This window comes from Polaromonas sp. CG_9.7 (genome assembly GCF_015752205.1).
Taxonomy (GTDB): Bacteria; Pseudomonadota; Gammaproteobacteria; order Burkholderiales; family Burkholderiaceae_C; genus Polaromonas.
In genome coordinates, this window is the sequence record NZ_JADOVG010000004.1 from 209387 (window position 1) to 235880 (window position 26494).

At 62.6% G+C, this 26494-nt stretch carries 22 protein-coding genes; 8 read left to right on the top strand and 14 right to left on the bottom strand.

Annotated elements, in window-relative coordinates:
• Positions 1 to 8 precede the first annotated feature (8 nt).
• On the bottom strand, positions 9 to 1517 hold the full coding sequence (locus IWX87_RS06135; protein ID WP_196862628.1) for a CYTH and CHAD domain-containing protein: 1509 nt from the start codon (positions 1515 to 1517) through the stop codon (positions 9 to 11).
• Positions 1518 to 1790: 273 nt separating this feature from the next.
• Here IWX87_RS06135 and IWX87_RS06140 point away from each other — a divergent pair, with 273 nt between their 5' ends.
• Positions 1791 to 2195, top strand: a complete 405-nt coding sequence (locus IWX87_RS06140; protein ID WP_196862629.1) for a DUF305 domain-containing protein — start codon at positions 1791 to 1793, stop codon at positions 2193 to 2195.
• A 37-nt stretch (positions 2196 to 2232) separates the two neighbouring features.
• On the opposite strand, the gene IWX87_RS06145 is transcribed toward IWX87_RS06140, so the two are convergent.
• Complete coding sequence (locus IWX87_RS06145) at positions 2233 to 3291, bottom strand: DMT family transporter (RefSeq protein ID WP_196862630.1); 1059 nt, start codon at positions 3289 to 3291, stop codon at positions 2233 to 2235.
• Between the two features lie 597 nt (positions 3292 to 3888).
• Between IWX87_RS06145 and IWX87_RS06150 the strand changes: the two genes are divergently transcribed.
• On the top strand, positions 3889 to 6168 hold the full coding sequence (locus IWX87_RS06150; protein ID WP_196862631.1) for a PAS domain-containing protein: 2280 nt from the start codon (positions 3889 to 3891) through the stop codon (positions 6166 to 6168).
• A gap of 43 nt (positions 6169 to 6211) precedes the next feature.
• On the opposite strand, the gene IWX87_RS06155 is transcribed toward IWX87_RS06150, so the two are convergent.
• From IWX87_RS06155 to IWX87_RS06170, 4 genes are all read right to left on the bottom strand, one after another.
• On the bottom strand, positions 6212 to 7114 hold the full coding sequence (locus IWX87_RS06155) for a DMT family transporter (RefSeq protein ID WP_196862632.1): 903 nt from the start codon (positions 7112 to 7114) through the stop codon (positions 6212 to 6214).
• Between the two features lie 84 nt (positions 7115 to 7198).
• Positions 7199 to 7717, bottom strand: a complete 519-nt coding sequence (locus tag IWX87_RS06160) for a flavin reductase family protein (RefSeq protein ID WP_196862633.1) — start codon at positions 7715 to 7717, stop codon at positions 7199 to 7201.
• Between the two features lie 281 nt (positions 7718 to 7998).
• Entirely contained in the window at positions 7999 to 8295 is a 297-nt protein-coding gene (locus IWX87_RS06165) for a hypothetical protein (protein WP_196862634.1), read from the bottom strand.
• A 131-nt stretch (positions 8296 to 8426) separates the two neighbouring features.
• A complete protein-coding gene (locus IWX87_RS06170) occupies positions 8427 to 9785 on the bottom strand; it encodes a D-amino acid dehydrogenase (protein WP_196862635.1) in 1359 nt (452 codons plus the stop codon).
• Between the two features lie 110 nt (positions 9786 to 9895).
• Here IWX87_RS06170 and IWX87_RS06175 point away from each other — a divergent pair, with 110 nt between their 5' ends.
• Together IWX87_RS06175 and IWX87_RS06180 are read left to right on the top strand one after the other, a co-directional pair.
• Positions 9896 to 10810 (top strand): LysR family transcriptional regulator ArgP, encoded by a 915-nt coding sequence (locus IWX87_RS06175; RefSeq protein WP_196862636.1) that lies wholly within the window; start codon positions 9896 to 9898, stop codon positions 10808 to 10810.
• A 463-nt stretch (positions 10811 to 11273) separates the two neighbouring features.
• Complete coding sequence (locus tag IWX87_RS06180; RefSeq protein WP_196862637.1) at positions 11274 to 11444, top strand: hypothetical protein; 171 nt, start codon at positions 11274 to 11276, stop codon at positions 11442 to 11444.
• 2 nt (positions 11445 to 11446) lie between these two features.
• On the opposite strand, the gene IWX87_RS06185 is transcribed toward IWX87_RS06180, so the two are convergent.
• The 3 genes from IWX87_RS06185 to IWX87_RS06195 form a co-directional block, all read right to left on the bottom strand.
• A complete protein-coding gene (locus IWX87_RS06185; RefSeq protein WP_196862638.1) occupies positions 11447 to 12514 on the bottom strand; it encodes a lysylphosphatidylglycerol synthase transmembrane domain-containing protein in 1068 nt (355 codons plus the stop codon).
• 811 nt (positions 12515 to 13325) lie between these two features.
• Positions 13326 to 13748, bottom strand: coding sequence for a universal stress protein (locus tag IWX87_RS06190; RefSeq protein WP_196862639.1), 423 nt, complete (start codon positions 13746 to 13748; stop codon positions 13326 to 13328).
• Between the two features lie 78 nt (positions 13749 to 13826).
• Positions 13827 to 14690 (bottom strand): metallophosphoesterase, encoded by an 864-nt coding sequence (locus IWX87_RS06195; protein ID WP_196862640.1) that lies wholly within the window; start codon positions 14688 to 14690, stop codon positions 13827 to 13829.
• A gap of 183 nt (positions 14691 to 14873) precedes the next feature.
• Between IWX87_RS06195 and IWX87_RS06200 the strand changes: the two genes are divergently transcribed.
• Positions 14874 to 15050 carry a hypothetical protein gene (locus IWX87_RS06200; RefSeq protein WP_196862641.1) on the top strand — a complete coding sequence of 59 codons (177 nt, stop codon included), beginning with the start codon at positions 14874 to 14876 and terminating at the stop codon, positions 15048 to 15050.
• Positions 15051 to 15086: 36 nt separating this feature from the next.
• On the opposite strand, the gene IWX87_RS06205 is transcribed toward IWX87_RS06200, so the two are convergent.
• The gene (locus tag IWX87_RS06205) at positions 15087 to 16061 is read right to left on the bottom strand and encodes a LysR family transcriptional regulator (protein ID WP_196862642.1); all 975 of its coding nucleotides are present in this window, start codon (positions 16059 to 16061) and stop codon (positions 15087 to 15089) included.
• A gap of 130 nt (positions 16062 to 16191) precedes the next feature.
• Between IWX87_RS06205 and IWX87_RS06210 the strand changes: the two genes are divergently transcribed.
• Entirely contained in the window at positions 16192 to 16701 is a 510-nt protein-coding gene (locus IWX87_RS06210) for a hypothetical protein (protein WP_196862643.1), read from the top strand.
• 126 nt (positions 16702 to 16827) lie between these two features.
• On the opposite strand, the gene IWX87_RS06215 is transcribed toward IWX87_RS06210, so the two are convergent.
• The 4 genes from IWX87_RS06215 to xdhA all read right to left on the bottom strand — a co-directional run bounded on the left by IWX87_RS06215 (position 16828) and on the right by xdhA (position 23964).
• The gene (locus tag IWX87_RS06215) at positions 16828 to 18696 is read right to left on the bottom strand and encodes a phosphoenolpyruvate carboxykinase (GTP) (protein WP_196862644.1); all 1869 of its coding nucleotides are present in this window, start codon (positions 18694 to 18696) and stop codon (positions 16828 to 16830) included.
• A 299-nt stretch (positions 18697 to 18995) separates the two neighbouring features.
• Positions 18996 to 19862 carry a xanthine dehydrogenase accessory protein XdhC gene (gene xdhC / locus IWX87_RS06220; protein WP_196862645.1) on the bottom strand — a complete coding sequence of 289 codons (867 nt, stop codon included), beginning with the start codon at positions 19860 to 19862 and terminating at the stop codon, positions 18996 to 18998.
• A 3-nt stretch (positions 19863 to 19865) separates the two neighbouring features.
• A complete protein-coding gene (gene xdhB / locus IWX87_RS06225; protein WP_196862646.1) occupies positions 19866 to 22289 on the bottom strand; it encodes a xanthine dehydrogenase molybdopterin binding subunit in 2424 nt (807 codons plus the stop codon).
• Between the two features lies 1 nt (position 22290).
• Positions 22291 to 23964: a xanthine dehydrogenase small subunit gene (gene xdhA, locus IWX87_RS06230; RefSeq protein WP_196862647.1), complete on the bottom strand. Its 1674-nt coding sequence runs from the start codon at positions 23962 to 23964 to the stop codon at positions 22291 to 22293.
• A gap of 106 nt (positions 23965 to 24070) precedes the next feature.
• Here xdhA and IWX87_RS06235 point away from each other — a divergent pair, with 106 nt between their 5' ends.
• A complete protein-coding gene (locus tag IWX87_RS06235; RefSeq protein WP_196862648.1) occupies positions 24071 to 25111 on the top strand; it encodes a LysR family transcriptional regulator in 1041 nt (346 codons plus the stop codon).
• Positions 25112 to 25122: 11 nt separating this feature from the next.
• Positions 25123 to 26442 (top strand): guanine deaminase, encoded by a 1320-nt coding sequence (gene guaD, locus IWX87_RS06240; protein ID WP_196862649.1) that lies wholly within the window; start codon positions 25123 to 25125, stop codon positions 26440 to 26442.
• Positions 26443 to 26494 lie beyond the last annotated feature (52 nt).

The following is a 26494-nucleotide window of genomic DNA, read 5'->3' on the forward strand; positions in this document are numbered from 1 at the left end:
CTGTCGCCTCAACGCGGCGCTGGCTGCCCGGCGACAACGCCGCGCAGGAATTCGGCCAGCCCGGGGTCGATCTCCAGCCGGGCCGCCAGCACGCTGGCCTGATGCAAATCGCGGGCGCTGCCTATGTCGGTCTGAAGCTGGATGGCCTGCGGCAGCCAGCGTTTGATTTGCCGTCTGGACAGCAGCGGCTGCAGCGCCTCAATGGCGTAGCGCAGCCGTTTGGCCAGAAGGCGGGCGCGGTGCAGGCTTTCCGGGTGGTCGCTGTCGGCCAGCGCACGCTCCAGTTTGCGGTGCAGCCGCCGGATGCGCTGGCGGGCCCATCGGCGCAGGGGCCGCTTGGACGTGTCAGTGTCATGATCGGCCGGCCCTTGTTGCTTTGGCAGGTTTTCCAGCCATTGCGTGATGGCCAGCAGCGCAGCACCCACCGCCGGCACCTCAAGCGCCTGCGCAATCGATTGGCGTTGCAGCCCGGCGGCATTCGACAGGATTTGCAACATCGCCTGCCATTTTTCTGCCCGCTGCACATTGCCTGCGCAGTAGGCGTCTGCCAGCGCCGGCAGGGTGTCGATTCGGGCCACGTCGATGTCGCGCAGTTCGCCAATGAAGGCCAGCAGCGGCGCCAGCAACTGCCAGTCGGGCAATTGCCCGGTCGCCAGCCCGGGTTTGAAAAGCCGAACGGCGCTTTTGAAGCGCCGCCAGCCGACGCGCGCCTGGTGCAGCACTTCCGGATCGTCGGTCTGTCCCAGCAGGTTGAGGTTGCTGGTGAACTGGCAAAACATTTCACGCAGCACGCTTTGCGCCGCCAGTGGCAGTGTCATGCCCTCGGCCAGCACCGGCGACCGGGCGCGCAGCGGCTGCATCAGGCGGTCCTGCAGCAGCGCGTAGCCGCGCTCGCCCTTGCTGACGTTCAGCGGCAGCACCGCCACGCTGCGGGCAATCTGCTGCGCGACCTCGAACAGCGCCGACGGCTCTCCGGCCACGAGTTCGAGTTCCAGCTCGCACAGCGGCGCGCACTGGTCGCCCGCAACAATCTGGCCGATGTCCAGCGCCACCTCCACCACGCTGCCGCCGCGCCGGCGCACCGACCAGGAGGTGCGTTCGAATGCGGTGACCAGGCAGGGGGAAAGCGCATCAAACCGGCTGCCGTCCGGGTCGAACTCGGGCCAGGGCGTGGCCTCCAGGGCTTCCCGCGACAGCTCGGCGCCGGCCAGCGGCACTTCCCATTCGCCGCGATGGCTCAGGGCCGAGTCGCTGCGGCCGCCCATTTTCAGCGTTTGCCGCCACTGCGGATCGGTGCTGCTGCCCACGCGGCGCAGGCGCAGCGCCACCCGCTCCTCGTACAGGTCGTGCCCGGGTGTGTCGTAGTAGACGTTGTGCAGCGGCTTCCGCGTGGGTTTGCGGCGCGCCAGCAGCGGCGTGCGCGCCAGCCGCCCGGCCAGGCCCTGCGGGTCGGCGGTGGGCAAGGCCAGCTTGAGTTCGATTTCTTCCGGAAGCGGAACAGGGGCAGAGGGTGTCATGGGGTTCCGGCTGCCCGTGCGGCGCAGGCAGGTCTTGCTGATTCTGCCGAAATCGCACGGGACGGGTTGAATGAGTGTGGCTGGGTTTGCATGGCTAAGGCGAGCCCAACACTAGCAAAAAATCCGCTGCCCAGACGTAAGAAATTGGCACCGTTCCAGAAGGCCATCTTTTCATGGAAAAAAGCGCTTGACCTTCCCCCGGTGGGAAGCTTCACGATAGCGCCAGCATGCACTGGTATGCAGCCAGTTTGATCCCTATTCAAGGAGCTTTTCATGAAGAATTTCTGCTTTCACCGAACCCTGGCCTGTGCGCTCAGCGCCATGGCCTTGTCCACTGCAGCCTTCACTGCCCAGGCGCAGCCTGCTGCGCCCATGCCGGCAGCGCATACGGGCATGAACCACGCCACCGATGCCCAGGCTTCTGACGCAACCCGCGCCTTCCAGCAAGGCGGGGAAAAGATGATGAAGGACATGAGCCGCCCTTACAGTGGCGATGCCGACAAGGATTTCGTGGCGCACATGCTTCCGCACCACGAAGGCGCGGTGCACATGGCCGAGGTGCAACTGAAGTACGGCAAGGACCCCGAGCTGCGCAAGATGGCCCGCGACATCATCAAGTCGCAAAAGCAGGAAGTTGCCTTCATGAAAAAGTGGCAGGCCAGGCACGGCGTGAAATAAGCCTGGCCGACAGCGGCTTGCGTGCCGCCGCATCATGTCAATGCGGATGCCGGTGGTGAATGTCCGGGTAATGCGCGTGCGTGTGCGCCAGCGGCGCATGCTGGTGTGGATGCGCATGCGGTGAGGTGCCGTCCCAGGCAAAGTCATGTGCATGCTGGTGGTGCGCGTCGTGCCGGTGCGGGTGGCTGTGCTGAAGCACTTCGTGCGTGTGTTGGTGCGCATGCCGTTCGCTCAGGTGCAGCCAGACGCCCAGCCCCATCAGCGCGGCCGCCGCCCAGAACAGCCCGCCCGGCATGTCGGGCCAGAGGGCCAGCGAAATCATCACACCGAAAAGGGGCGCCACCGAAAAATACGCGCCGGTTCGCGCCGTTCCCAGCGTCCTGAGCGCCACGACAAACAGGCTCAGACTCAGCCCGTAGCCCAGGAAGCCCACCAGTCCTGCAAAGCCCAGTTGCGCCATGCCTGGCAGGGCCGCACCGGCATACAGCGCGATGGCCGTATTGGTCACGCCGGCAAGCAAGCCTTTGAGGCAGGCCACCAGCAGGGCGTCGTTGCTGGACACCCTGCGCGTCAGGTTGTTGTCCAGTGCCCAGCCCAGGCAGGCACCGGCGATCAGCAAGGCGCCAGGCGAAAAGCTGGCGCCGCCCGGTTGCCACGACAGCAGCACGCCGCCGAATGCGATGGCTGCCATGCCCAAGACAACGCGGCGGTCGGCGTTTTCTCGAAAGGCCAGCCAGGCCACAACCGCCGTCAGCACGCCTTCCAGGTTCAGCAGCAGCGACGCCGACGCGGCGCTGGTTTGCGCCAGGCCAAGCATGAAAAGCGCAGGCGCCAGCATGCCGCCGGCCACGATGGCGCCCAGCAGCCAGGGTTGCTCGGCGCGTGAAATATGCAGATGGGTGACGGGCTGGCCGCCATGGCGCTCGCGCAGGCGCCTCAAAATGAGCAGCGCGCCCAGGCCAAAGCCGCTGCCCAGGTAGAGCAGACCGGCCAGCAACAGCGGTGGCATGTTGCCAGCCAGCAGTTTGGCCAGCGGCGTGCTCGCGCCGAACAGCAATGCGGCAAAAAGGGCAGGAAGGGCAGCGCGAAGCGGCATGGCGAAGGTCCGGGAAAAAGAATCAGGTTTCATTGGAACGCATCGCGTGCGCCATGGCCAGTGTTCTGGCCATGGCGCACCAACCATGGCGCCTGCTTTTCAGCCTGGCACGCCAGGTCCGTGGCGCGCATGTGCAGCGAAGTCATGAATCCAGGATAACCAGCTTTTTTCTGCAACCGTGTTGCACGGCGGACGGTATCAGGGAACAGGGTGTTGAAGCGGCAGTGCGGCCACCGATCCGACACCCGAACTTGCTTTTTTTAACCTTGAATTTCTGTGCAATGGGAAAATTTGGCTGCTTCGCGGTTTTAATCGCTGGTTTTCCAAGAATGCAATAAGTGGCCAAAGATGCTTTTTTGAAGCGTCTGCGACAGCATGCGCTCGACCATACCGTCCTGTTCGATTAGCATGCATCGCAGGTAACATTATTAATTTAGTTGAAAAAATCAAATTTTGGCTCAAGAACTAAAAGCAATTTCCAGATTTTTGATGGACGGCGGCACAGCGGGGAAACTGATGCGCCGCCATGACTGGGCCCGCTCGCCGCTTGGTCATCCGGACACGTGGCCGCAAGCGCTCCAGACGGTTGTCAGCCTTATGTTGCGTTCCACAACGCCTGTCTTTGTGGCCTGGGGGCCTGCGCTGTGCCTGCTGTACAACGACGCCTGCCTGGAAATCCTGGGACAAGAACATCTGGCAGCGATGGGCCTGCCCCTGTATGAAGTGTGGACCCAAGCAGACCCCGACATCGCGTGGCGGGTCAATCGGACCCTTGCCGGGGAGGATGCACCTCCGGAGAGCGCACTTTTGGCGCTGCGCCGCAATGGCGTCGACGGGCAGGTGGAAATCGGCTTTTCGCCTGTGCCGGTCGATGGTCCCGACGGCAGGGTAGCCGGGCTGTACTGCGCGTTGGTAGAAACTACCGCCAAGGTCCCCACTGAAAAATCCCGCCGGAGCGAAACCCAGTGGCTCTACAGCATGTTTGAACAGGCGCCCAGCTTCATGGCGGTGGTGCGCGAGCCCGGCCATGTTTATGAGATGGCCAACCATGCTTATCTGCGGCTGGTCGGTCGCGACCAGATCGTCGGCAAGACCTTTGGGGAGATTGGCCACAAAGTGGAGGGCCAGGACTATGCCGCGCTGCTCGATGAGGTGTATGCCACCGGCAAGCCCTTTATCGGGACGCGGATGCCGGTGATTTTTTCGCAGTATGGCAAGAGCCGGCTGGAGCGGCGTTTCGTTGATTTCATTTTTCAGCCCATCACCGGTCCCGACGGGATCATCCGCGGGGTTTTTATCGAGGGCAATGACGTCACCGAACATGCCCGCGCCGACGACAATTTGCTTCAAACGGCCTCCAAGTACCACACCATCGCCAATGCCATACCGCAGATCCTCTGGGGTACGCAGCCGGATGGCTTTCACGACTATTACAACCAGCAATGGTATGACTACACTGGCGTCACGCAGGGCAGCACCGATGGCGAAGAGTGGAAGGAGTTGTTCCATGCCGAAGACCGGCAACTGGCGATGGACAAATGGCGCCACTGTTTGTCCACCGGTGAGTTTTATGAGATTGAATACCGGCTGCGTCACCATTCGGGTCAGTACCGTTGGGTTCTGGGCCGTGCCCGGCCGATGCGCGACGCGCAGGGCATGATCATCCGCTGGATAGGAACCTGCACCGACATTCACGAGCAGAAGCTGGCGCAGCAGGGCTTGCAGCATGCCGACCGGCTCAAGGACGAGTTTCTGGCCATGCTGGCCCATGAGCTCAGGAATCCGCTGGCGCCGATTGCAACCGCCGCAGACCTGCTGTCCCGGGGCACGCTGGATCAAGCCAGCGTATGGCAGCTGAGCGAAGTGATTTCGCGCCAGGCCCGGCACATGACCCGCCTGATCGACGATCTGCTGGACGTCTCCCGCGTCACCCGGGGCAAGGTGACGCTGGACCTGCAACCGGCAGACCTGAAAACCATCGCCAACGAAGCGCTGGAGCAGATCCGCCCCTTGCTGGAGGCCAAGGCGCACCATCTTGAGATCCAGCTGTCACCGGAAAGTACCCAAGTGATGGGTGACAGGCTGCGTCTGGTCCAGGTGTTGGCCAACGTGCTCGGCAACGCCATCCGGTACACGCCCAGCGGCGGCCGGATTGACCTGCAACTGGTGGCGGACGAGGACCACCTGACGTTGCGTGTGCGTGACAACGGCATTGGCATGTCCAGCGAATTGCTCGACGTTGCCTTCGAGCTGTTCACCCAGGGCGAAAGAAGCTCCGACCGCTCCCAGGGGGGGCTGGGCATAGGCCTTGCGTTGGTCCGCAGCCTGATGCAGATGCATGACGGATATGTCAAGGCGCAAAGCGCTGGAATCGGCATGGGCAGCGAAGTGACGATGGTTCTGCCGCGCCTGACGCAACATGACGAAAAGCGTGGGGACGAGCCTGGCGATGGGGCTTACGGCCTTACAGGCAACCCGCTGCGCATTCTGGTGGTCGATGACAACGTCGATGCGGCGCGCATGCTGGGAATGTTCATCGAACTGCTCGGGCATGAAGTTTTCGTGCAGTTCCATCCTGCTGCTGCAATCGAATGCGCGCGCCGGGTGTTGCCGCACCTGTGTCTGCTCGACATTGGCCTGCCGGACATGGATGGCTACACGCTGGCGCGCCAGCTGCGCCTGATTCCCGGCATGCAGACAGCGGTCATGGCGGCTGTCACCGGCTACAGCCAGCCCCGGGACAAGCAGGCCGCCTTTGCGGCGGGCTTCAACTTTCACTTTGCCAAGCCGATCGATTCAGGCCAGCTGCAGGTCTGGCTGGCGCAGGTTGCCGAGCAGGCCTGGTCTCAGGCGCAGCCAGTCATCGCGCACGCATAAAGCAGGTTGTTGCCTGTGCTTTCGCGTCCTGGCGCCTTGCGGGTCAGGCTGCAGTGCGCGGTTTGCGGTTGACCAGCACAATGCCTGCCGCTACCGTGGCCAGCGCCGCCAGCAGGCTGGGCTTGGCCGCTTCGCCCAGCCACAGCGCGCCAAACAGCAGCGCGAACAGCGGCGTGAAAAAAACAAAGGTCGAAATCTGCGTGGCCGGGTAGCGGCCCAGCATCCACATCCAGGCCAGGTAGCTGGCAAAGGCACCAATCACCGTCTGCACGCCGAGCGACACCAGGCCAAAAGTGCTGAAGTGCCAGGTCCAGACTTCGCCCAGTCCCAGCGACAGCGCCGGGAAAGCCACAGCGCTGACGGCCAGCTGATAGAACAGCATCTTTTCCGCCGGCAGCTTCACCAGCCTGGAAGCCCGGATCACCACCGTCGTCAGGCCCCACAGCATGCCGGCCGCCAGGGCCAGCAGGTCGCCGCGAACGGTCGATGCCGCGCCGCCGGAAAAGCCTTCGCGCAGCGCGAACACCACCGCCACAAAAGCGCACAGCAGCCCGACCCACTGCACGCCGCGCAGCTTTTCCGAGTGCGCCCAAAACGGCACCAGCAGCGCGACCCAAAACGGCGAGGTGTACAAAAACACCGTCAGCCGCGACGCCGTGGTGTATTGCAGGCCCAAATAGATACAGGCAAACTCACCGCCAAAAAGGGCGCCTGCCAGCAGCCCGACACGCAGCGAGCCGTCGCGGCTGAACAGCGGAATCCGGCGCCATGCGCACCACAGCCAGAGCAGTGCGGTCGCCCCGACAAAACGCAACGACGCCTGAAAGATGGGCGGTATTTCGGCCAGCGTGGCCTTGATCAATACCTGCTGCAGGCCCCAGAACAGGCAGCAGCCCAGCAGCAGCGAGACCGCCAAAGTGTCGAGATGGGTTTTGCGTTCAGTCATGGGGCGTCCGTGGCACTGGAAAATGCAAAAACGTGGTCGATTTCCGTTTGCCGGCAAGGCCGGCCGAAAGGCGGTGACGCCGGCTTAGAGCGGGTGCTCGGTGTAGAACCTGCCGCCGTGGTACAGCAGTGGCGCAGCGCCGGCTTGGTGGCTGCAGCGCTCGACCTCGCCGACAAAGATCACATGGTCGCCTTCTTCGTAGCGGCTGCGGTTGAAGCATTCGAAGGTGGCGGCCGATCCGGTCAGCAAGGGCGCGCCGCTGGCGCCGTCGGTGAAGGCCACATCCGCCCAGCGGTCCTCATGCCGGCTGGCAAAGCGCTCGGCGAGTTCTTTTTGGCCGGTTGACAGGATGTTGATGGCGTAGTGCGAACCGGTGCTGAACGCGGCCATTGAGCTGGCGCTTTGCGACAGGCTCCAGAGCACCAGCGGTGGAGTAAGGGACACCGAGTTGAAGGAATTGGCGGTCAGGCCGACCAGAACGCCGGCTGGCGTGCGTGCCGTGACGATGGTCACGCCGGTGGCAAACATTGCCAGCGAGGCACGGAATTCCCGGGGCGAAAAGCTCGGGCTGTTCGCTTTGCGAAGTGGGGAGAGTGGCAACATAGAGGGCTAATTTAACTGATGCCACTGGTGAGCACCGGCTTTGGTGCTGGCGCTAAGGGTTTTGGATGCGAGAGTGCGTTGCCTCAACCCCTATATCCCGGTTGACTGCGCTGGGCCTGGAAAGCATTCGATGCGCTTGAATGCTATTAAATGAATAGCTAGAAACACTTGTCTAATATACGGAAAAGCCTATTTTAGTAAAAAACTTTTCATTTTCGCCCCGGCCCCTGAACGGACCGCAACATAACGCGCAGGCAGCATTGCCGCGTGGCATCAACCCTTCACAGCTTCTTGTAAGCGGTGTCCATCTCAGTCGCCTTGCTGGTGTCCTTCTTGCCGTCCTTCACATCCTGAGCGGCCTGCTTGATATGCGGGCTGGGCTGGCCGTTGGTCATGTCCTGCGCCTGGTCACGGTCGCTGGGCAATTCGAGCCGGTCCCCGGCCGCGCTGTCCTTCAGGTCGGGCTGTTTGCCGACCATGGGCGCTTGCGCTTGCGGGTCTTTGGCGGGCATGCCCTTGCCAGCAGCGGGCTGGTCAGGGGAATTGGCCGGTGACGTGTTGGATTTTTGAGTGGTCATTTTTTCACTGTCGCCGACTTTGGACCTTCCGGCTGTCAGCCTGAAAAAGCAGTGCCTGTAGGAAAAGATGACCCTTCAGGCACTTTCAGGCGCTTTAAGGCAAACCGTTACCGTGCGCGGTGCAAAAAAGCTCAGGCTGCAGACAGCCCGGACTCACGGCGGCCGTGTGGGTAGCCGTAAAAGTCGAAAGCCATGGCCGGCGCCTCGCCGCTGATCAGTTCTGCCATGGCTTTGCCCGAGCCCGCGCCGTGCGTCCAGCCCAGCGTGCCGTGCCCGGCATTCACCCACAGCCGGCCAATTTTGGTTTTGCCGATGTAGGGAATGTTGGTCGGCGTCGCCGGGCGCAGGCCGGTCCAGAAGTTTGGCTGTCCGCCTTCTTCTTCCAGTCGCGTGTCGCAGACGCCGGGAAACACGTTTTCTATGCGCTGGGCCAGCATGCGGCACCTGGCCTTGGCCAGCGGCGTGTCGAGCGACAGGTCGTAGCTGCCGACCTCGATGGTTCCGGCCACGCGCAACTCGTTGCCCAGGCGGCTGATGGCGCACTTGACTTCGTCGTCGATGGTGCTGACAAACGGCGCCAGCTCGGGCTTGAGCAGCTTGAAGGTGGCGCTGTAGCCCTTGCCCGGATAGATCGGCAAATCCACGCCGACGCTGCGCAGCAACGGCGCGCTGTAGGAGCCGCAGGCCACCACCACCGCATCGGCCTTCAAATGTGTCAATTTCCCATCTTTTATGCCTTTGGCGCTTGATGGGCGGGCCCGTATAGCGACTGATTCAATAGCATTGCCAACTGCATCCAGTCGCAGCACGTCGTGGCTGTATAAAAAATTAACGCCGCCGTCTGCGCAGCGCCGGGCCAGCGACTGGGTAAACACACGGGCGTCGCCACTTTCGTCGCTGGCGGTGTAGGTGCCGCCGACGATGTGGTCGGCAAACTGGCTCAAGGCCGGCTCGATCTTCAACAACTCGGCGGTGCTCACGACGCGGCGCGCCACGCCGTACTTGCGCATCAGCGCAGCAGCGTCGCCGGCGGTGTCAAACGATTTTTGCTCGGTGTAGTAGTGCGCAATGCCGCGCTCCAGCCGGTGGTAGTCGATGCCGGTGGTCCGCACCACGTCCTTGAGCGCGGCGTGGCTGTAGGCCCCCAGCGCCACCAGCTGCTGCACATTGCGCTCGAAGGCCGCATCGTTGCACTGCGCCAGGAACTGCAGGCCCCAGCGCCATTGCTGCCAGCCTTCGCCAAACGGCATGCGCGGCCGGAACAGCAGCGGCGCATCGTCGCGGAACATCCATTTCAGCGCCTTCAGCGGCGCGTCGCGGTTGGCCCAAGGCTCACAGTAGCTGACGGAAATCTGCGCGGCATTGGCAAAGCTGGTCTCCAGTGCAGCGTCGGGCTGCCGGTCGACCACCGTTACCTCGTGCCCGCGCTGCAGCAAATGCCAGGCAGTGCTTACGCCAATGATGCCTGCGCCCAAAACCACAACTTTCATGCCGTTCCCCTTGTGCAAAGCGCAAGTGTGCAGGAGCTTGGCAGCTTGTAACAGTCAAATTAAACTGTCAGCTAAATCATCAGCGCAACTAATACTGAAAGCCATTTCCCATGAGCACTTTTGACCCGGACGCGCTGGAATGCCTGGCAGCCATTGTGGAGGAAGGCGGCTTTGAACGCGCCGCGCGGCGACTGTCGATCACCCAGTCGGCGGTGTCGCAGCGGCTGCGCGCGCTTGAAGCCCAGGTGGGCACGGTGCTGATCGTGCGCAGCCGGCCGCTCAAGGCGACCTCGGCCGGGCAGCTGCTGCTCAAGCACACCCGCATGCTGCGCCTGCTGCGCGCTGACCTGGAGCGTGACCTGAAGGAACTCGCGCCCAGTTCGCTGCGCGGCGCGCGAGAGGAAGAGCGTATTTCGATTGCCATCAATGCCGACAGCATCGCCACCTGGGCGCTGCCGGCGCTGACCGCTCTGGCGCAGTCAGGGCTGCCAATGGAAATCATCACCGACGACCAGGACTTCACCCATGAATGGCTGCGCCAGGGCCAGGTGCTGGGCTGCGTCACCACGCTCAAACAGGCATTGCGCGGCTGCAAGGTGGTGCCGCTCGGCGCGATGGAATATGTCGCCGTCGCCACGCCGGCGCTGGCGCAGGAGCGGCTCGGCGGCGAGGCGCTGACGGCGCACAACTTTCGCGAGATCGATTTCGTCGCCTTCAACCGCAAGGACGACATGCAAAGCGAGTTTGTCGGCCAGGCTTTCGGTCTTAAACGCGTCATGCTGAACCAGCTGTTCGTGCCTTCCTCCGAAGGCCAGGTGCGCGCCGTGCTGGCCGGCTGGGGCGCCAGCGTGCTGCCGCGCCTGCTGGCGCAACCCCTGCTTGACCAGCACCGGCTGGTGAACCTGGCGCCTTCGTGTGTGCTGCTGATCCAGCTTTACTGGCATTGCTGGAACCTGGAGTCCGAAGTGCTTGATGCGTTGACCAGCGCACTGACGCGGTCGGCTGAAATGGCATTGGCCGGCTGAATCCTGGAGCCTCCGACCCGAAGGCTTTGTGCCCGAAACTGACATTGACACGCTGCTGGTTTCATGGCGGGATAAAACTGAGAGGGCGGTAGTTTGGGTGTGGTGCGTCATCCAGCGTGGCACATCACCGGCACAACACGGCCTGCAGGCACCGCTTCGCTCAGAGCATGCAGGTGATGGACCATCGCCTCGGTATTGGCGTGTGGCATGACCCAAGCCGACGGCGCGCATCCTTTTCTTTGTGGGCCAGCCGGTCAAAGTTCTAGGGTTGCATTTGTTTGGTGAATGCGCTGCTGAGCTAACATTTTCAGAACCTCCCATCAGAACCAATGCGAATGAGGCTCCGGCCGCTGGGCGCGAACAGCTGATACGGGGCTTCTGGAAACTGCTGGTCACCCAGGCAGCTGGGCTGATCGGCGCGGCCACCGGTTGGCGCTAGAGCGCACGCTGGCCAATGCGTTCAATGAAGCCCGGAAAAGCTCCCGCGTGGAATACCCGCATTCGTCCACCGGATCGCTGGCTGCGCGACCGCTCTTTCAGTAATACCGACGAACTCAAGCGCGTTTTGAACCTCGCACTTGACATCATCGACAGCACAATCGAAGCCGTTCACCTCAACCCCGATTCCTCATAAAATTAGGCAGCATCGCTTTCGAACCCTGTACGCACGTCTGCCGACCCTTGGGAAACGCGCAATTCCCTTAAGTTGATGCCTTGCCACGACATCGACAACGCACCAATCCCTGCTACCAAAAGCAGGTTTGCCGCCTCCACCACCAACACCATGGCCAGCGCCTGTTCGTTTGGCACTTCCATCAGGCGCAGCGCGAAGATGCCACCGATGATGAAGCTGCCTGCCACCCGCGCGAAGTGGCCCAGGATGATCAAAAACCCTAAAAAAACCAGGATGAAGACATACTGCGATGGCGCCAGCACCACTCCAAAAGCCAGACCTGCCCATAAAAAGTGGCTTGCTGCCAGTAGCTTGATGCCAAGGCTGGCAAGCATGATGGCAGATCCCCGCCACCTATCATTCGGCCAGACGATGCCGTCGCTGAAAGATATCGCCATACGTGAAACAGGTTGGCTCAAACGAAAAGGCAAACGCTCAATGAGCCGTATTGCCCTGCCTTGTTCCGAGAGCATGCCGCTTTTATAGGCCCATAACGCACACCCCACGAGCACAAAAAACACCAGGCTTCCTGCACCGCTCCAGACCAAGCCGGTCCGGATGTCTCCCGTCGGATCGGCAAACGCAACCGCGAACAAGGCAATGGGCACGAGGCAGGCAAAAATCACACCATCGGTGATACGGTCCAGCGCGACGGTGGCCAGCACGGCTGGAAGTTTCAGTTGGTCACTTCGCGCAATGATCCATGAACGGGCAATCGTTCCAAAACCAAACGGGACAAGGCTGGCGATCAAATAGCCCGCCATCACGGCACCGAACAGCCGCAGGGTGCCGATCAGTTTCAAGGGGCTCAGAATCTGCCGCCACTTCCATGCGCGCACCAGTTGCTCAAGGGCCTGCCCCACTGGAACGAGCGCAAGATAAAAAAGATCAGCGCCAGCCAGCGTGGTCAGAAAGCGGTTGAGATCGAAACCGCGTAATACCCAGACAAGCAACGCCAGACCAAGCAGTGCGCCAGCCCAGGGCAACCAGCGGCGGTAGGTAGGCATCGGGGCTGGGACGGGAATCGTCATTCAAGCGCCTCAATCGCTTCAAGAAAGTCACGATGGATTTTTGGTAACGGTCGCACTCGGACTGCATGAAGAATCAATGTCAAATAGTTCTTTAAGGAGTATGTTGCTCCGTATGAAAGGCTTGACCCGATAGATAACTGCAGGCAGGAGGCTTGTCAAACGTGGTGTGAGCTTGAAGGGGCGCCTATTTTCACTTGGATGTGAACTTCAAGAGGCGGGACGCCAAAAATGAAGTTTACGCCGTCATTAAAGGTTGAATGTTCCCAAGTGCCCTAGTGAACCCGTTGCAACGCCGTGAGAGCACTGCAGCCACGGTTTGAGGCGCCCGTGCCAAGTGACCTTCCAGGCATGGACGGCGCCTTTGGCGCGTACGCCCGCGCTCAGGCTGACGGTCCGTGCAAGAGGTGCACGTCCTGAACAAAGAAGTGGTCGGTCGGATTGCTAATTGCTTATCGGCAATGCATCTTCGTCCAGCATTCGCTGCAATGCGCTGAACCGCCCGGCGTTGCTGTTGTGCCGGCGTCCCACACTCCAGCCAAGGGCTTGCCTCTGGTACGGTGGCTCTGAAAATGCCGGGAAAACTGTTCAGCTGTGCGCCACTGCAAGGGGACGCTGGCACGTTCTATTTCGCCCTAGGCGCTGAAGGTGCCTGAAAAATGATGGGTGCGTGTCAGCCGAGGTCTTTAAAGATTCTAGGGCTTATGCGCTTATAGGCGAATCAAAGTTTGCTATTTTTTAGATAGCAAAATCATACCGGTCAGATCTGGTTTTCATGGCCATTGCCGCCGCCGCAAACCGGTCTGCTGCAATACTAGCGAACCAGCAGCACCGGCACCTTGCAACGTGACAGGACCTGCGTCGCGACCGAACCCATCACCAGATTGGCAATCGAGCCATGACCGTGCGAACCCATCACCAGCAGGTCAAACTTGCCTTCGTCGGCAAAGCTGGCAATGGTTTCACCCACATGCCCCACCTTCCATTCGCGCTTGGCCGCCAGGTTGTGGTGCGACAGGAATTCAGTGATGGGTGCCATGACCTTTTCGGTTTCGTCGGCGTAGTAGCTGTCAACGATTTCCTTGCCGACAGCCGCCCGCGCCCGGGGCGGCAAGGGGGGCTGCACCGTGAGCAGGGTGTATTCATTGCGCGCGCCGAACAGCTCGTCGTGCGTGGTCAGGTAGGCGAGCATTTTCTTGGTGTAGGTGCTGCCGTCAACGGCCAGAAGAATCTTCATGGGGTGTGCTCCTTGGTCAAAACCGTAGTTTAGCCACCGGCACGCCGCTGGTGCGTCAATTCAACACCCCTGTCAGGCTTATAGATGAACCGCAATGCGCAGCGACGGACGAAAGCCTTCCTGCTCGCCCTTGCGCGCATAACCCAGCGGATTGGCCACCACGCGGCAGCCATGCCTGACATAGTCGTTCGGGCAATGCAGGTGACCATGCAGCCAAAGCCTGGCCAGTGGCAGCAACTCGTCCAGCGAATTGCAGAACCCGGCCGACCCCGGCGTCAACCCGTAGCGCGGGTCGGCGCTGAGCAGGCTGGGGGCAAAGTGCGTCACCACCACCGTGGGGCCGTCAAAGGGCAGCGCCAGCGCCTGACGCAGCCAGGCCTGACTTTTCAGGCTCTCTTCGCGCATGGCTTCGGCCAGCATGGGCTGGCCCAGGCGCAGCGCATGGTTCTTCTTGAGGTAGAAATTGGCGGCGCGAAAAGCTTTTTCACGCATCTTGAGCTGCTCCCCCAGGGTGATGCTGTCAGCTGCGTTGCCCTGGCTGCCGGCGGCGGTGGTCAGCGCATCAAAATCGGTCCACAAGGTGCAGCCGACAAAGCGCACGCCCTGCAGTTGCACGCACTCGCGTTCCAGCCAGACGATTCCCAGGCGCTGGCAGGCTTCGCGCAGCCGGGCGTCGGCTTCGCCCCATTCCAGTCCGTCGTATTCATGGTTGCCCGGCACGAACACCACCGGCGTCGGCCAGCCCGCGCCGCCCTGGGCCACCGGCAAGGGCGAAAACCGCGCCAGGCCAAAGTCCTCAATCGCCAGGCGGGTCAGCAGCGAGCCCGCCTGGTAAGAGCCGATATCGCCCGCCAGCACCAGCACGTCGGCGCCTGGCAGCGGCGTTGCTTTGAAGTAGGGGTTGGACTCAAGGTGCAGGTCGGAAAGAAGCTGGATGTTCACACCACCGATTGTGCGGGAAGGCGCGAAAGTCCTTCCTCGCCAGGATTTTTTCTGGCGCACAGACCAGCTTGAATGCGGCCATGCCGTATCGGCATGGCTGAGTAAAGGGCATGGGCTGTACAAACATAGGGAAAACCCTTACTATCGATCCATCACCACTTCCAATACAGAACCGAGTTTCTTATGTTCCGCATTCTTTCCAAAATCGCCGGTTTCATGTCTTCACGCAATGCCGTGGCTGCTGCCGGCGGGGTCGCGCACCAGTTGATGGAGCGCGCCGACGCCGGTGCCGGACGCGACCCGCGCCAGGCACAGGAGCTGCGCCACGCAGCCCGCGCTTTCCTGAGCGTCATTCGCTGAACACCAGCCACCCAATTCAAAGCAGCGGCGGCCTTTTCAAGCCGTAAAAGCCTTTTCAGCTGCCCGCAGAACAGCGCGCCGCAACCAGACATGCGCGCTGAGCCGGTCCGAGCGCCGGTGCCACAGCGAGTCCACATGCACCGGCGACACCGCAAACGGCAAAGGCTGCAGCACCAGTTGCCGGGCAATCCCGGTGACGCGCACGAAATGGCGCGGCAGCACCGTCAACAGGTTGGAGTGGGCCACCACCTGGCCGGCGGTGAAGAACTGGTTCACGGTCAGCACCACCCGACGCTCGCGGCCCAGCGCTGCCAATGATTCGTCGATAAAACCATAGGGCCTGCCGGAAAAGCTGACCAGCATGTGGCGGGCTGCGCAAAAGTCGTCCAGACTCAATCGCCCACCGGCCAGCGGATGGTCTTTACGCATCACGCAGACGTATTCGCCGTCGTACAGCCGCTGGAAAAAAAACGGCATCGTTTCGCCGTTTTGCGCCTTTACCGTCAGGTCAGGTAATACCGACGGGAAGTGACCCACGGCCAGATCGCACGCCTGCGTCTCCAGCAGCTGCCGGGGGTCGCGCGTGGACAGGGGAACGACCCGCAGGCTGACGCCGGGCGCTTCCTGCTCCAGGGTGTCACTCAAGCCCGGTATCAGCTCGGCGGCGGTGGCGTCTGCCATGGCCAGCACAAAACTGCTGGTCGCCTGGCCAGGCACGAATTCGTCGGGAATCAGCGCCGCCTGCAACTGTCCCAGCGCTTCGCGCACGGCAGGCCAGATCACCAATGCACGTGGCGTCGGCGCCATGCCCTGGCCACTGCGCTGTACCAGCTCGTCGCCCAGCGTTTCGCGCAGCCGGCGCAAGGCGTTGCTGACGGCCGGCTGCGTCAGCGCCAGGTTGCGCGCCGCACGCGTCAGGCTGCGCTCGGCCATGACCTCGTCGAACACCCGCAGCAGGTTCAGGTCGAGCGTGCGGAAGTTGGGTGGCCTGACAGATTGTTGTGATGGCATGGTGACTCACTCATCAATTTTATGAATGAACAACATCACACATATAAAGTTGAATAGTATTAGTAAAAACCCTAATATCTCTTTACCCGCTACCCCTACCCGGAAGCACACCAGAACGAAGGAAACCACCATGACCAGCTTTATCAACACACCCCAACCCGACCATCACCACGGCGCCGACCGGATGGAGGCCCTGATGGATGCCGTGCAACAGGTTCCGCGCGACGTCTCGGGCAAGCGCGGCGCAGCCTTGCTGCTCGGTTCCGCCCTGGCAGCGGCAGTGATCGCAGTGGCTTATGAAGTCATGGACAGCGCAGATGAAAGTCACCTGCTGATGATCTGGATGGGACTGTGGATTGCATTGTTCTCGGCGCTGGCCTTTTTTGCCACCACCTTGCGCGCCGCCGGCCAGCAGGTCAAATGCAGCCTCGACGGGTGGTCGCGCCGTATTGCCGAAGCCCGCGCCGACCAGCGCCTGTGGGCGATCGCCAGGCAGGACAGCCGCGTGATGGCCGACCTGCAGTCGGCGATGTCGCGCAGCGAAGCCGTTGAAGACGTCGTGGCCCCGGCCATGGCAGCCGAGCCTGCCGCGAAGCTGAATGCTTTCATGGCGCAGCCGCACACGCGCTATCACATCTAAGCGATCTCCAAGCGAAACCGACCGGTGCGCGCCTTCAGCGCCCGGACGCAAAAAAGCCACCTGAGCCCGGTGGCTTTTTTGCGTCTGGCCTCTTCAGGGAGGCCAGTGCTTCAAGTCAATGCGGTATCAGGCCGCCAGGCGGCGCTCGATCTCGGCCTTGGTGTCGCCCAGTTCCTTGGGCAGGTGGTAAGCCAGCTGCTTGAACAGCTCGTCATGCAGTTCCAGTTCCTTGAGCCACGCCGCCTTGTCGATGCTGGTGACGGTATTGAACTGCTCGGCGCTGAAGTCCAGGCCGGTCCAGTTCAGGTCTTCGTAGCTCGGGCTGACGCCGGTCACATGGTCTTCGCCCTGGCCTTTGCCTTCGATGCGGTCGATCATCCAGGCCAGCACGCGCATATTCTCGCCATAGCCAGGCCAGACGAACTTGCCGTCGTCTCCCTTGCGGAACCAGTTGGTGGTGTAGATTTTTGGCAGCGTGGCGCCGGAAGCGGCCAGCTTTTCGCCCAGGTCGAGCCAGTGCTGGAAGTAGTCGCTCATGTTGTAGCCCATGAAGGGCAGCATCGCGAACGGGTCGCGCCGCACCACGCCGGCCTGGCCGGTGGCGGCTGCCGTGGTTTCGCTGCCCATGGTCGCTGCCATGTACACGCCTTCAACCCAGTTGCGTGCCTCAGTCACCAGGGGCACGGTGGTCGAGCGGCGGCCGCCGAAGATGAAGGCGTCAATCGCCACGCCTTTTGGGTCGTCCCAAGCGGGGTCGAGGGCCGGATTATTGGTGGCGGCAACGGTAAAGCGTGAATTCGGATGTGCGGCTTTGGCGCCTGTTTCCTTGGCGATTTGCGGCGTCCAGTCCTTGCCCTGCCAGTCGATGAGGTGCGCTGGCAATGCCTTGCCGGGTGCGTCCTGCTCCATGCCTTCCCACCACACGTCGCCATCGTCGGTGAGCGCCACGTTGGTGAAAATCGTGTTGCCGCGAACGCTGAGCATGCAGTTCGGATTGGTCAGCATGTTGGTGCCGGGGGCGACGCCAAAATAACCCGCTTCGGGGTTGATGGCGTAAAGCTTGCCGTCAGCGGCAGGCTTGATCCAGGCGATGTCGTCGCCGATGGTGGTGACCTTCCAGCCGTCAAAACCTGCAGGCGGCACCAGCATCGAAAAGTTGGTCTTGCCGCAAGCGCTCGGGAATGCGGCCGCCACATGGTATTTTTTGTTTTCCGGAGTCGTCACGCCCAGGATCAGCATGTGCTCGGCCAGCCAGCCTTCGTCGCGGCCCATGTTGGACGCGATGCGCAGGGCAAAGCATTTCTTGCCCAGCAGCGCGTTGCCACCGTAGCCCGAGCCATAAGACCAGATTTCGCGCGTTTCGGGGTAATGCACGATGTACTTGGTCTTGTTGCATGGCCAGCTCACATCTTGCTGGCCCTGTGCCAGCGGGGCGCCGACAGTGTGCACGCAAGGCACGAAATTGCCTTCGGTGCCAAGCACGTCGAACACGGCCTTGCCCATGCGCGTCATGATCTTCATGTTGACGGCTACATACGGGCTGTCTGAGAGTTCGATGCCGATGTGCGCAATTGGCGAGCCCAGCGGACCCATGCTGAACGGCACGACATACATCGTGCGGCCCTTCATGCAGCCGTCGAACAGTGGTTGCAGCGTGGCGCGCATTTCGGCCGGCTCCATCCAGTTATTGGTCGGGCCAGCGTTTTCTTTCTGGGCCGAGCAAATGTAGGTGCGGTCTTCAACCCGTGCCACGTCGGTCGGGTCGGAGCAGGCCAGAAAGCTGTTGGGGCGCTTGGCTTCGTTGAGCTTTTTGAAGGTGCCGGCGTCCACCAGTTGTTGGCACAGGCGCTGGTATTCAGCGTCGCTGCCGTCGCACCAGTAGACCGTGTCGGGCTTGCACAGGGCGACCATGTCGGCGACCCAGGCGATCAGTTTTGCATTCTTGACGTAAGCGGGCGTATTGATTTCAAGCCCTTGCATCGCAGGTTGGTTCATCGAAAAAACTCCAAGGTTAAAAAGCGTTATTTCGAAAAACGTGGCGTCACCACAATGGCGGTGGTGGAAAACATTTTTCGAAATGAGGCTTGACCATGGAGAAGTGCCACCAAACACGGCATCAGATTTTTCAAGCTGTAGCGATGAGATGGCGCGGCCCTCAGCGGGCGCCCGATGAGAGCATTTTATGAACTTGCTGCCTGCATGTCCGAGAGTTGAGCGTAAAATTTATGCAAAATATGCATGACTTTATGCAATAAATTTTATGGCCGTGAGGGTTGTTCGTGTCCGCACCCGCGCTACCAAGTGGTCTGTTCGCTCACTGGACAAGACGGCAACACAGACTTTTCAATCGACTGCGAAGCCTGCAGCAGTTGCGCTGCGACCGAGAGGGCAATCACTTCAGGCTCCTTGCCTTCGATGCCCTCGATGCCGATCGGGCAGGTCATGCGCTCGATCAGGGATGCCTGAAAACCGCGTTGCTCAAAGCGGTGGATGAAACGCTGTTTTTTCGTTCTGGATCCAATCAGCCCGAAGAACCCGAAATCGCCGCGCTGCAAGACAGCTTCGCTGATGCGCTGGTCAAGGTCGTGCTGGTGGGTCAACACCAGATAAAAGGCACCGGGCGGGGCGAGCGCCACTTCGGCTTGCACCGCATCGACGCAGACCTTGCGGATGTGTCCCGGCCACGCACCACCGGATTCGTCGAAGGTGGCCGGGAATTCCTCTTCGCGCTCGTCGATCCAGTCCACCACGCAGTTCAGCGGCGCCAGCGCACGCACGATAGCGCGGCCGACATGGCCTGCACCGTACAGCTGCAAATAAAAGCGCGGCGCGGCTTGCGGCCAGGACGCCAGCGCTTGCCGGTCGAGCAGCGAAAAACCCAGCGTCACCGCTCCGCCGCAGCACTGGCCCAGCGCAGGCCCGAGTGGGTAATGCACGGTTTTCGGCGCAGCCCTTCCATTGGCCAGCATCGAACGCGCCTGTTCGATGGCCTTCAATTCAAGATGGCCGCCGCCAACCGTGCCGGCGGCGTGGCAGGCGCTGACCAGCATGCGCGTGCCCGCCTCGCGCGGCACCGAGCCGCGCGCGCCGGTCACTTCGACCAGCACAGCCGGGCGACCTGCCGCCAGCCAGTCACTGGCAATGTCGCGCAGAAAAATCATGGTTCACGCTGCCGTCTGAACGGCAGTGATGGCACGCAGGATGGCTTCGCTGGTGGCCGGTGCTGTCAGTGGCGGGTCGACACGGTGTTCTGCCACTGCCGAAACGGCGTCGCGAATCGCAAAGAACACCGAAAACGGCAGCAGCAGCGGCGGCTCGCCAACCGCCTTGCTGCGGTGAATGCTGTCCTCGACATTCTGGCCGTCGTACAACCGGCAGTTGAAAACTGGCGGGCAGTCGTTGGCGGTCGGGATCTTGTAGGTGCTGGGGGCATGGGTCATCAGCTTGCCGGTGGTCGGGTGCCAGACCAGCTGTTCCGTCGTCAGCCAGCCCATGCCCTGAATGAACGCGCCCTCGATCTGGCCAATGTCAACGGCCGGGTTCAGCGACTTGCCCGCGTCGTGCAGGATGTCGGCGCGCAGCAGTTTCCATTCGCCGGTCAGCGTGTCAACAACGACTTCGCTGACCGCCGCGCCATAGGCGAAATAGTAAAACGGGCGGCCAAACATTTTTTCCTTGTCCCAGCTCAGGCCCGGCGTGGCATAGAAACCATCGGACCAGAGCTGCACACGGTCCAGGTAGCCTTGGGCGACGACAGTGCTAAAGGGCAGGCTTCGGCCGTTGACCTCGACCTTGTCGTTGGCAAAACGCACGGCTTCGGGCGCGCCGCCGTGGTGGCCGGCGATGCACACGGCCAGTCGCTCGCGAATCTGGCGCGCGGCGTCTTGTGCGGCCTTGCCGTTCAGGTCGGCTCCGGTTGAGGCGGCGGTGGCCGAGGTGTTGGCGACCTTCTGTGTGTCGGTCGCTGTCACGCGCACGCTGTCAAAGCTCACACCCAGTTCGTGCGCGACCACCTGCGCAACCTTGGTGTTCAGGCCCTGGCCCATTTCGGTGCCGCCGTGGTTTACCAGGATGGAGCCGTCGTTGTACACATGCACCAGCGCGCCGGCCTGGTTGAAATGCTTGACGTTGAACGAGATGCCGAACTTCAGCGGTGCCAGTGCGATGCCGCGCTTGAGCACCGGGCTGGTGGTGTTGAACGCAGTGATGGCCGCACGGCGCGCACGGTAGTCGCTGCTCGCCTCCAGCTCGGCGCTGAGCTCGTGGATGATGTTGTCGGTGACGACCTGACCATAGGGCGTGACGTTGTTGTTGTCCTTGCCGTAGAAATTGGCGCGGCGCACGTCCATGGGGTCTTTGCCAAGCGCGCGCGCCACCGAGTCGAGAATGTTCTCGATCGCAATGGCGCCCTGCGGACCGCCGAAGCCGCGAAACGCGGTATTGCTTTGCGTGTTGGTCTTGCCCGAAAAGCCGTGCATCGCCACATCGGGCAGCCAGTAGGCGTTGTCGAAGTGGCACAGCGCCCGCGTCATCACCGGGCCGGACAGGTCGGCCGAATGGCCGGCACGCGAAACCATCGTGATCTCGGCGCCCAGTACGCGACCTTCGTCGTCGTAACCGGCTTCATATTCGTACCAGAAGCAGTGGCGCCGACCGGTGATGAGGAAGTCGTCGTCGCGATCGAGCCGCAGCTTGACCGGTCGCTTCAGCCTGGCGGCCGCCACCGACGCGACGCACGCGAAGATCGCCGACTGCGACTCCTTGCCGCCAAAGCCGCCACCCATGCGCCGGCATTCGACATGCACATCGTGGGCGTGCAGCTGCAGGGCATGCGCGACCAGGTGTTGCATTTCGCTCGGGTGCTGCGTGGAGCAGTACAGGTGCATGCCGCCGCCTTCGGTCGGAATTGCGTAGCTGATCTGGCCTTCGAGGTAAAACTGCTCTTGACCACCGACTTCAAACGTGCTTTTGAGGCGATGCGGCGCCTTGGCGATCGCCGCCTGCGCGCCGCCGTGGGTTTCGCGCACCAGGTGCATCGGCGGCAGCACATACTGGCCCTTGGCGTGCGCCTGCTGGGGCGTGAGCACCGGCGGTTCGGCGGCGATCGTCAGCACGTCCCCGGCCTTCGCCGCAGCGCGGCGGGCGGCTTCGCGCGTGCTGGCCACCACCGCGAACACGGGTTGGCCAAGGTAGCGGATTTCACCGTCACACAGAATCGGGTCATCGTGAACGATGGAGCCGCAATCGTTGGGACCCGCAATGTCGGAGGCTGAAATCACCAGCACCACGCCGGGCAGGGCGCGGAGGGTGTCCAGTGCCATGCCGGTCAGCTTGCCATGCGCCACCGGCGACAAGCCGAGCGCACAGTGCAGCGTACCGGCGAGTTCGGGAATGTCGTCGATGTAGGTTGCTTCACCGGCTACGTGCAAGTGGGCTGATTCATGCGGGCGGCTCACGCCCACGCGGGCGCCATTGCGCATGGCATTGGCTTCGGCGCTCTGGTCGATCCGCGCTGCAGTGTTTTTGCGGTAGTCGGCAAAGGCTTCGGACGGCAGCAGCAGCAGCAGGGCATCGATGGGTTTGTTCATCTCAGGCTCCCGTGTTTTGGGTCGCAAAAGCGGCAATGCCGGGCAGTTTATGCGCCGCCTGATGCGGCATCACGCTGAAGACGCTGGTTGACTGGGCGGGCAAGGGATTCTGGCGACGGGTCTCTAACCAGAAACGCTGCAGCAGATTTTGTGCGACCTGAACGCGATACCCTGCGCTGGCGCGCATGTCGGACAGCGGCTGGTAGTCGCCTGCCAGCGCGGTCCTGGCGGCGTTCACGGCTTGCTGGCTCCAGGGTTGCCCGAGCAGCGCGGCTTCGGCACCGGCCGCGCGCCGGACGGTGGCCGCCATGCCGCCGTAGGCCAGTCGAATGGTCTTGACGACATCGCCGTCGAGTTCGATCGAAAAGCCCGCGCAAAGCGCCGAGATGTCGCAGTCGAAACGTTTGCTGATCTTGTAGGCGCGCACCTGGCGCGAAGTCACGGTCAGCGGAATCGCCAGCGCCTGCACGAACTCGCCCGGCTCCAGCTGGTTCTTCATGTAATCAAGGTAGAAGTCTTCAAGCAGCATGCGGCGCACACGGGCGCCGCGCCGCAGTTCGATTTGCGCATCGAGCGACATCAGCACCGGCGGCGAGTCACCGATCGGCGAGCCGTTGGCGACGTTGCCGCCCATGGTGCCAGCGTTGCGAATCGGCGGTGACGCGAAGCGCAGCCACACGTCGGCCAGCGCGGGAAAGCGGCTCGCCAGTGCGCTCCACGCGGCTTCGAGCGAGGCGCCTGCGCCAATGTACAGCTCGGCGCCGTGCGCGCCAACCCGCTCGTCAATGCGCTTGAGCTCGTCAACGTTGCCAAGAAAAATGATGTCGCCCAGGTCGCGGAACAGCTTGTTGACCCACAGTCCCACATCGGTCGAACCGGCCAGCAACTGCGCCTTCGGATTGTGCTCACGCAATTCGGCCAGCGCGGCCAGCGTCCTTGGCGCATGGAAGGTGTCGATGCGCTTGTCGGCGTTGAGGCCGGCGTAGCTGAAAGTGCCAGGTGTGCTGCCCGATTCAGCCTGCAGCGCCTTCAGTGCGGCGATCACCGGCGTGGTGTCCAGCGCCAGCGCAGGCAGCTCGAACATGTGCTGGCCAGCGTCCAGAATCGGCCGGTAGCCGGTGCAGCGGCACAGGTTGCCCGACAAATCGTCTGCCAGTTGCTGGCGTGTCGGCCGGGTGCCGCAGGCATTGTGGTGTTCATAGGTGGACCACAGCGACATCACGAAGCCCGGCGTGCAAAAGCCGCATTGCGAGCCGTGGCACTCGACCATGGCCTGCTGAACCGGGTGCAGCGCGCTGGCCTTGACGGCGTGTGGTTTGTCATATTCAAGCGGCGGCGGTGTGACCGATTGCGTTGACTGCGCTGACTCGCCCATCGCCTTCAGGTCCTCGACTGTGAACAATGCCTTGCCGTCCAGCGTGGGCAGGAACTGGATGCAGGCGTTGACGGTGCGCAGTGACAGGCCGCGCACCGCGCTGCCGGCTGACGCGCTGTGTTCAGGCAATTCGCCGATGACAACCGTGCAGGCGCCGCAATCGCCCTCGTTGCAGCCTTCCTTGGTGCCGGTGCAGCGGGCATCCTCGCGCAGCCAGTCGAGCACGCTGCGGGTCGGGTGGGCACCGCTGACTTCGACAACGGCGCCGTGGTGAAAAAAGCGGATCGGACGGGTTTTCATGGAGCGCTCACGTGAAGGAGGGGTGAATCTTGTGCATCCCGAAAGTTAGTCCTTTTTGGAACGATCGGTATATTCTTGCAAGCATATTAACTATCTGTTTGCGAATATGGTTGAACGTCCGAATTTCGACAAGATCGAGCTCCACCTCATACGGGTCTTGCACACATTGATCTCCGAACGCAGCGTTTCCCGGGCCGCCATGCGCTTGCACAGCACGCAGCCCGCTGTCAGTGCCCAGCTTAAACGGCTGCGCGCACTGACGGGTGACCCGTTGCTGGTGCGGGCGGGCGGCGACATGCTGCCGACTGCGGCGGCGCTCGAACTTCTTGAGCCGGCCAGCCGGATTTTGAAAGACGCGGACCGGTTGTTCAGCCAGCATTCGCGGCAGCGCGGTTTTGACGCGCTCTCAAGCAGCACCACCTTTCGTGTCGCTGCGAGCGACTACCTGGACCCGCTGTTCCTGCCCGAACTGGTCGCGCACATCAAGAAGGCCGCGCCGCTGGTGCGGCTGGAACTGCTGCCGCTGTCCGGGGAATTTGACTACCGGCGCAGTCTGGCGGCCGGCCAGGTCGATCTGGTGATCGGCAACTGGCTCAAGCCTCCGGACGAGTTGCACCTGGGGCCGCTGATGTCCGACGAGATCGTCTGCCTGGTGGCCGAAGACAACCCGGTCGTGCGCACCGCCAGCACGCGCGCCTGGACGGCAGAGCGCTATCTGGCCTGCGAACACGTCGCGCCGATGCCGCTGCACGCCGGTGCGCAGGGCGCCGCGCCCGGTGTGATCGACGAGCATCTGGTGTCGCTTGGCCTGGCGCGCAACATCACCGTGCGCAGCGCGCATTTCAGCCTGATCCCGCTGATGGTGGCGCAAAGCCTGCTGGTGCTGACCACCGGGCGGCTGTTCTGCTCGCGTTACGTTGACACCCTGCCGGTGCGCATCGTGCGCTGCCCCGCGCCGTTTCCTACGCTGCAGTATTACCAGCTCTGGCACGACCTGACGCATGCATCGCCTTCGGGACGCTGGTTGCGCGAGCAGGTGCAGGGCGTGGCCCGCAACCTGGCCGGCCACGGCATGCTGCAACGCCGCCGGCCAGGCGCCTCGTCCGCCCCGCCCTTTGAAACAAACATCCATCCCCGAACCAACTGAGCCCGCAACCCATGAACACCACCTCACCCACCCGCGTCGCGCTGCGCGGTGACCTGCTTGACTTCACCGGCACGCCTGAATGGGGGGTAGTTGATTCCACTGCCGTGCGCTTTCGCGCCGACCACTGGCTGCTCATCGAGAATGGCCGCGTCAAGGGCGTGCAGGCCGGCGACCAACTGCCCGATGCAAGCTGGACGCAACATGACCACCGCGGCAAGCTGCTGCTGCCGGGCTTCATCGACACCCATGTGCACAGCCCGCAGATCGACATCATTGCCAGTTATGGCACCGAATTGCTGGACTGGCTCAATACCTACACTTTTCCGGCCGAAATGCGTTTTGCCGACCCGGCCGAGTCGCAGGCCGGTGCGGCGCGCTTCCTTGATGCGCTGCTGGCCAGCGGCACGACCAGCGCCGTCGTGTTTCCGACCGTGCACAAGGTCAGCGTCGAGGCCTTGTTTGCTGGCGCGCGCGCCCGTGGCATGCGCCTGATCACCGGCAAGGTGCTGATGGACCGCAACGCCCCCGCCGGCCTGTGCGACGACGTGACCAAGGCCGAAGCCGACTGCATCGACCTGATCGACCGCTGGCACGGCAAAGAGCGCCTGGCGTACGCCGTGACGGTGCGCTTTGCGCCGACCAGCACGCCCGCGCAACTCACGATGGCAGGGCGCCTTTGCGCTGCGTATCCAACCACCTACATGCAGACCCATGTGGCCGAGAACCGCGGCGAAGTGCGCTGGGTGCGCGAACTGTTTCCCGAGGCGCGCAGCTACCTCGACGTCTACACCCGCGCCGGCCTGATGCATTCGCGCAGCGTGCTCGCGCACGCCGTCTGGCTCGACGACAACGACCGCGCCGTAATGCGCGACACCGGCGCGCTCATCGCGCACAGTCCCTCGTCCAACCTGTTCCTCGGCAGCGGTCTGTTCGACTGGCGCGCCGCATTGCAGGCGGGTGTGGCTGTCAGCATGGCGAGCGATGTGGGCGGTGGCACCAGCCTGTCGATGCAGCGCAACATGGCCGACGCCTACAAGATCCAGGCCCTGAACGGCCAGCGCCTCACCGCGTGGAAGGCGCTGCACGCGGCCACGCTCGGTTCGGCACAGGCGCTGGGCCTGGCCGACGAAATCGGTTCGTTCGAAATTGGCTGCACTGCCGATGTTTGTGTCTGGGACTGGGCCAGCGGGCCGGTTGCGCAGCGCCGCGACGCCATGGCAACCGGCCTGCATGAGCGGGTGTTTGCCTGGATGACCTTGTCGGACGAGCGCAACCTGGTCTGCGCCTATGTGGCGGGCGTGAATCGTTACAACGGCAAAACCGGCGCCTGATGCCGCAGGGCACGGCGTGATTCAGGAAACACCAGGGGGCAAGCACAACAAA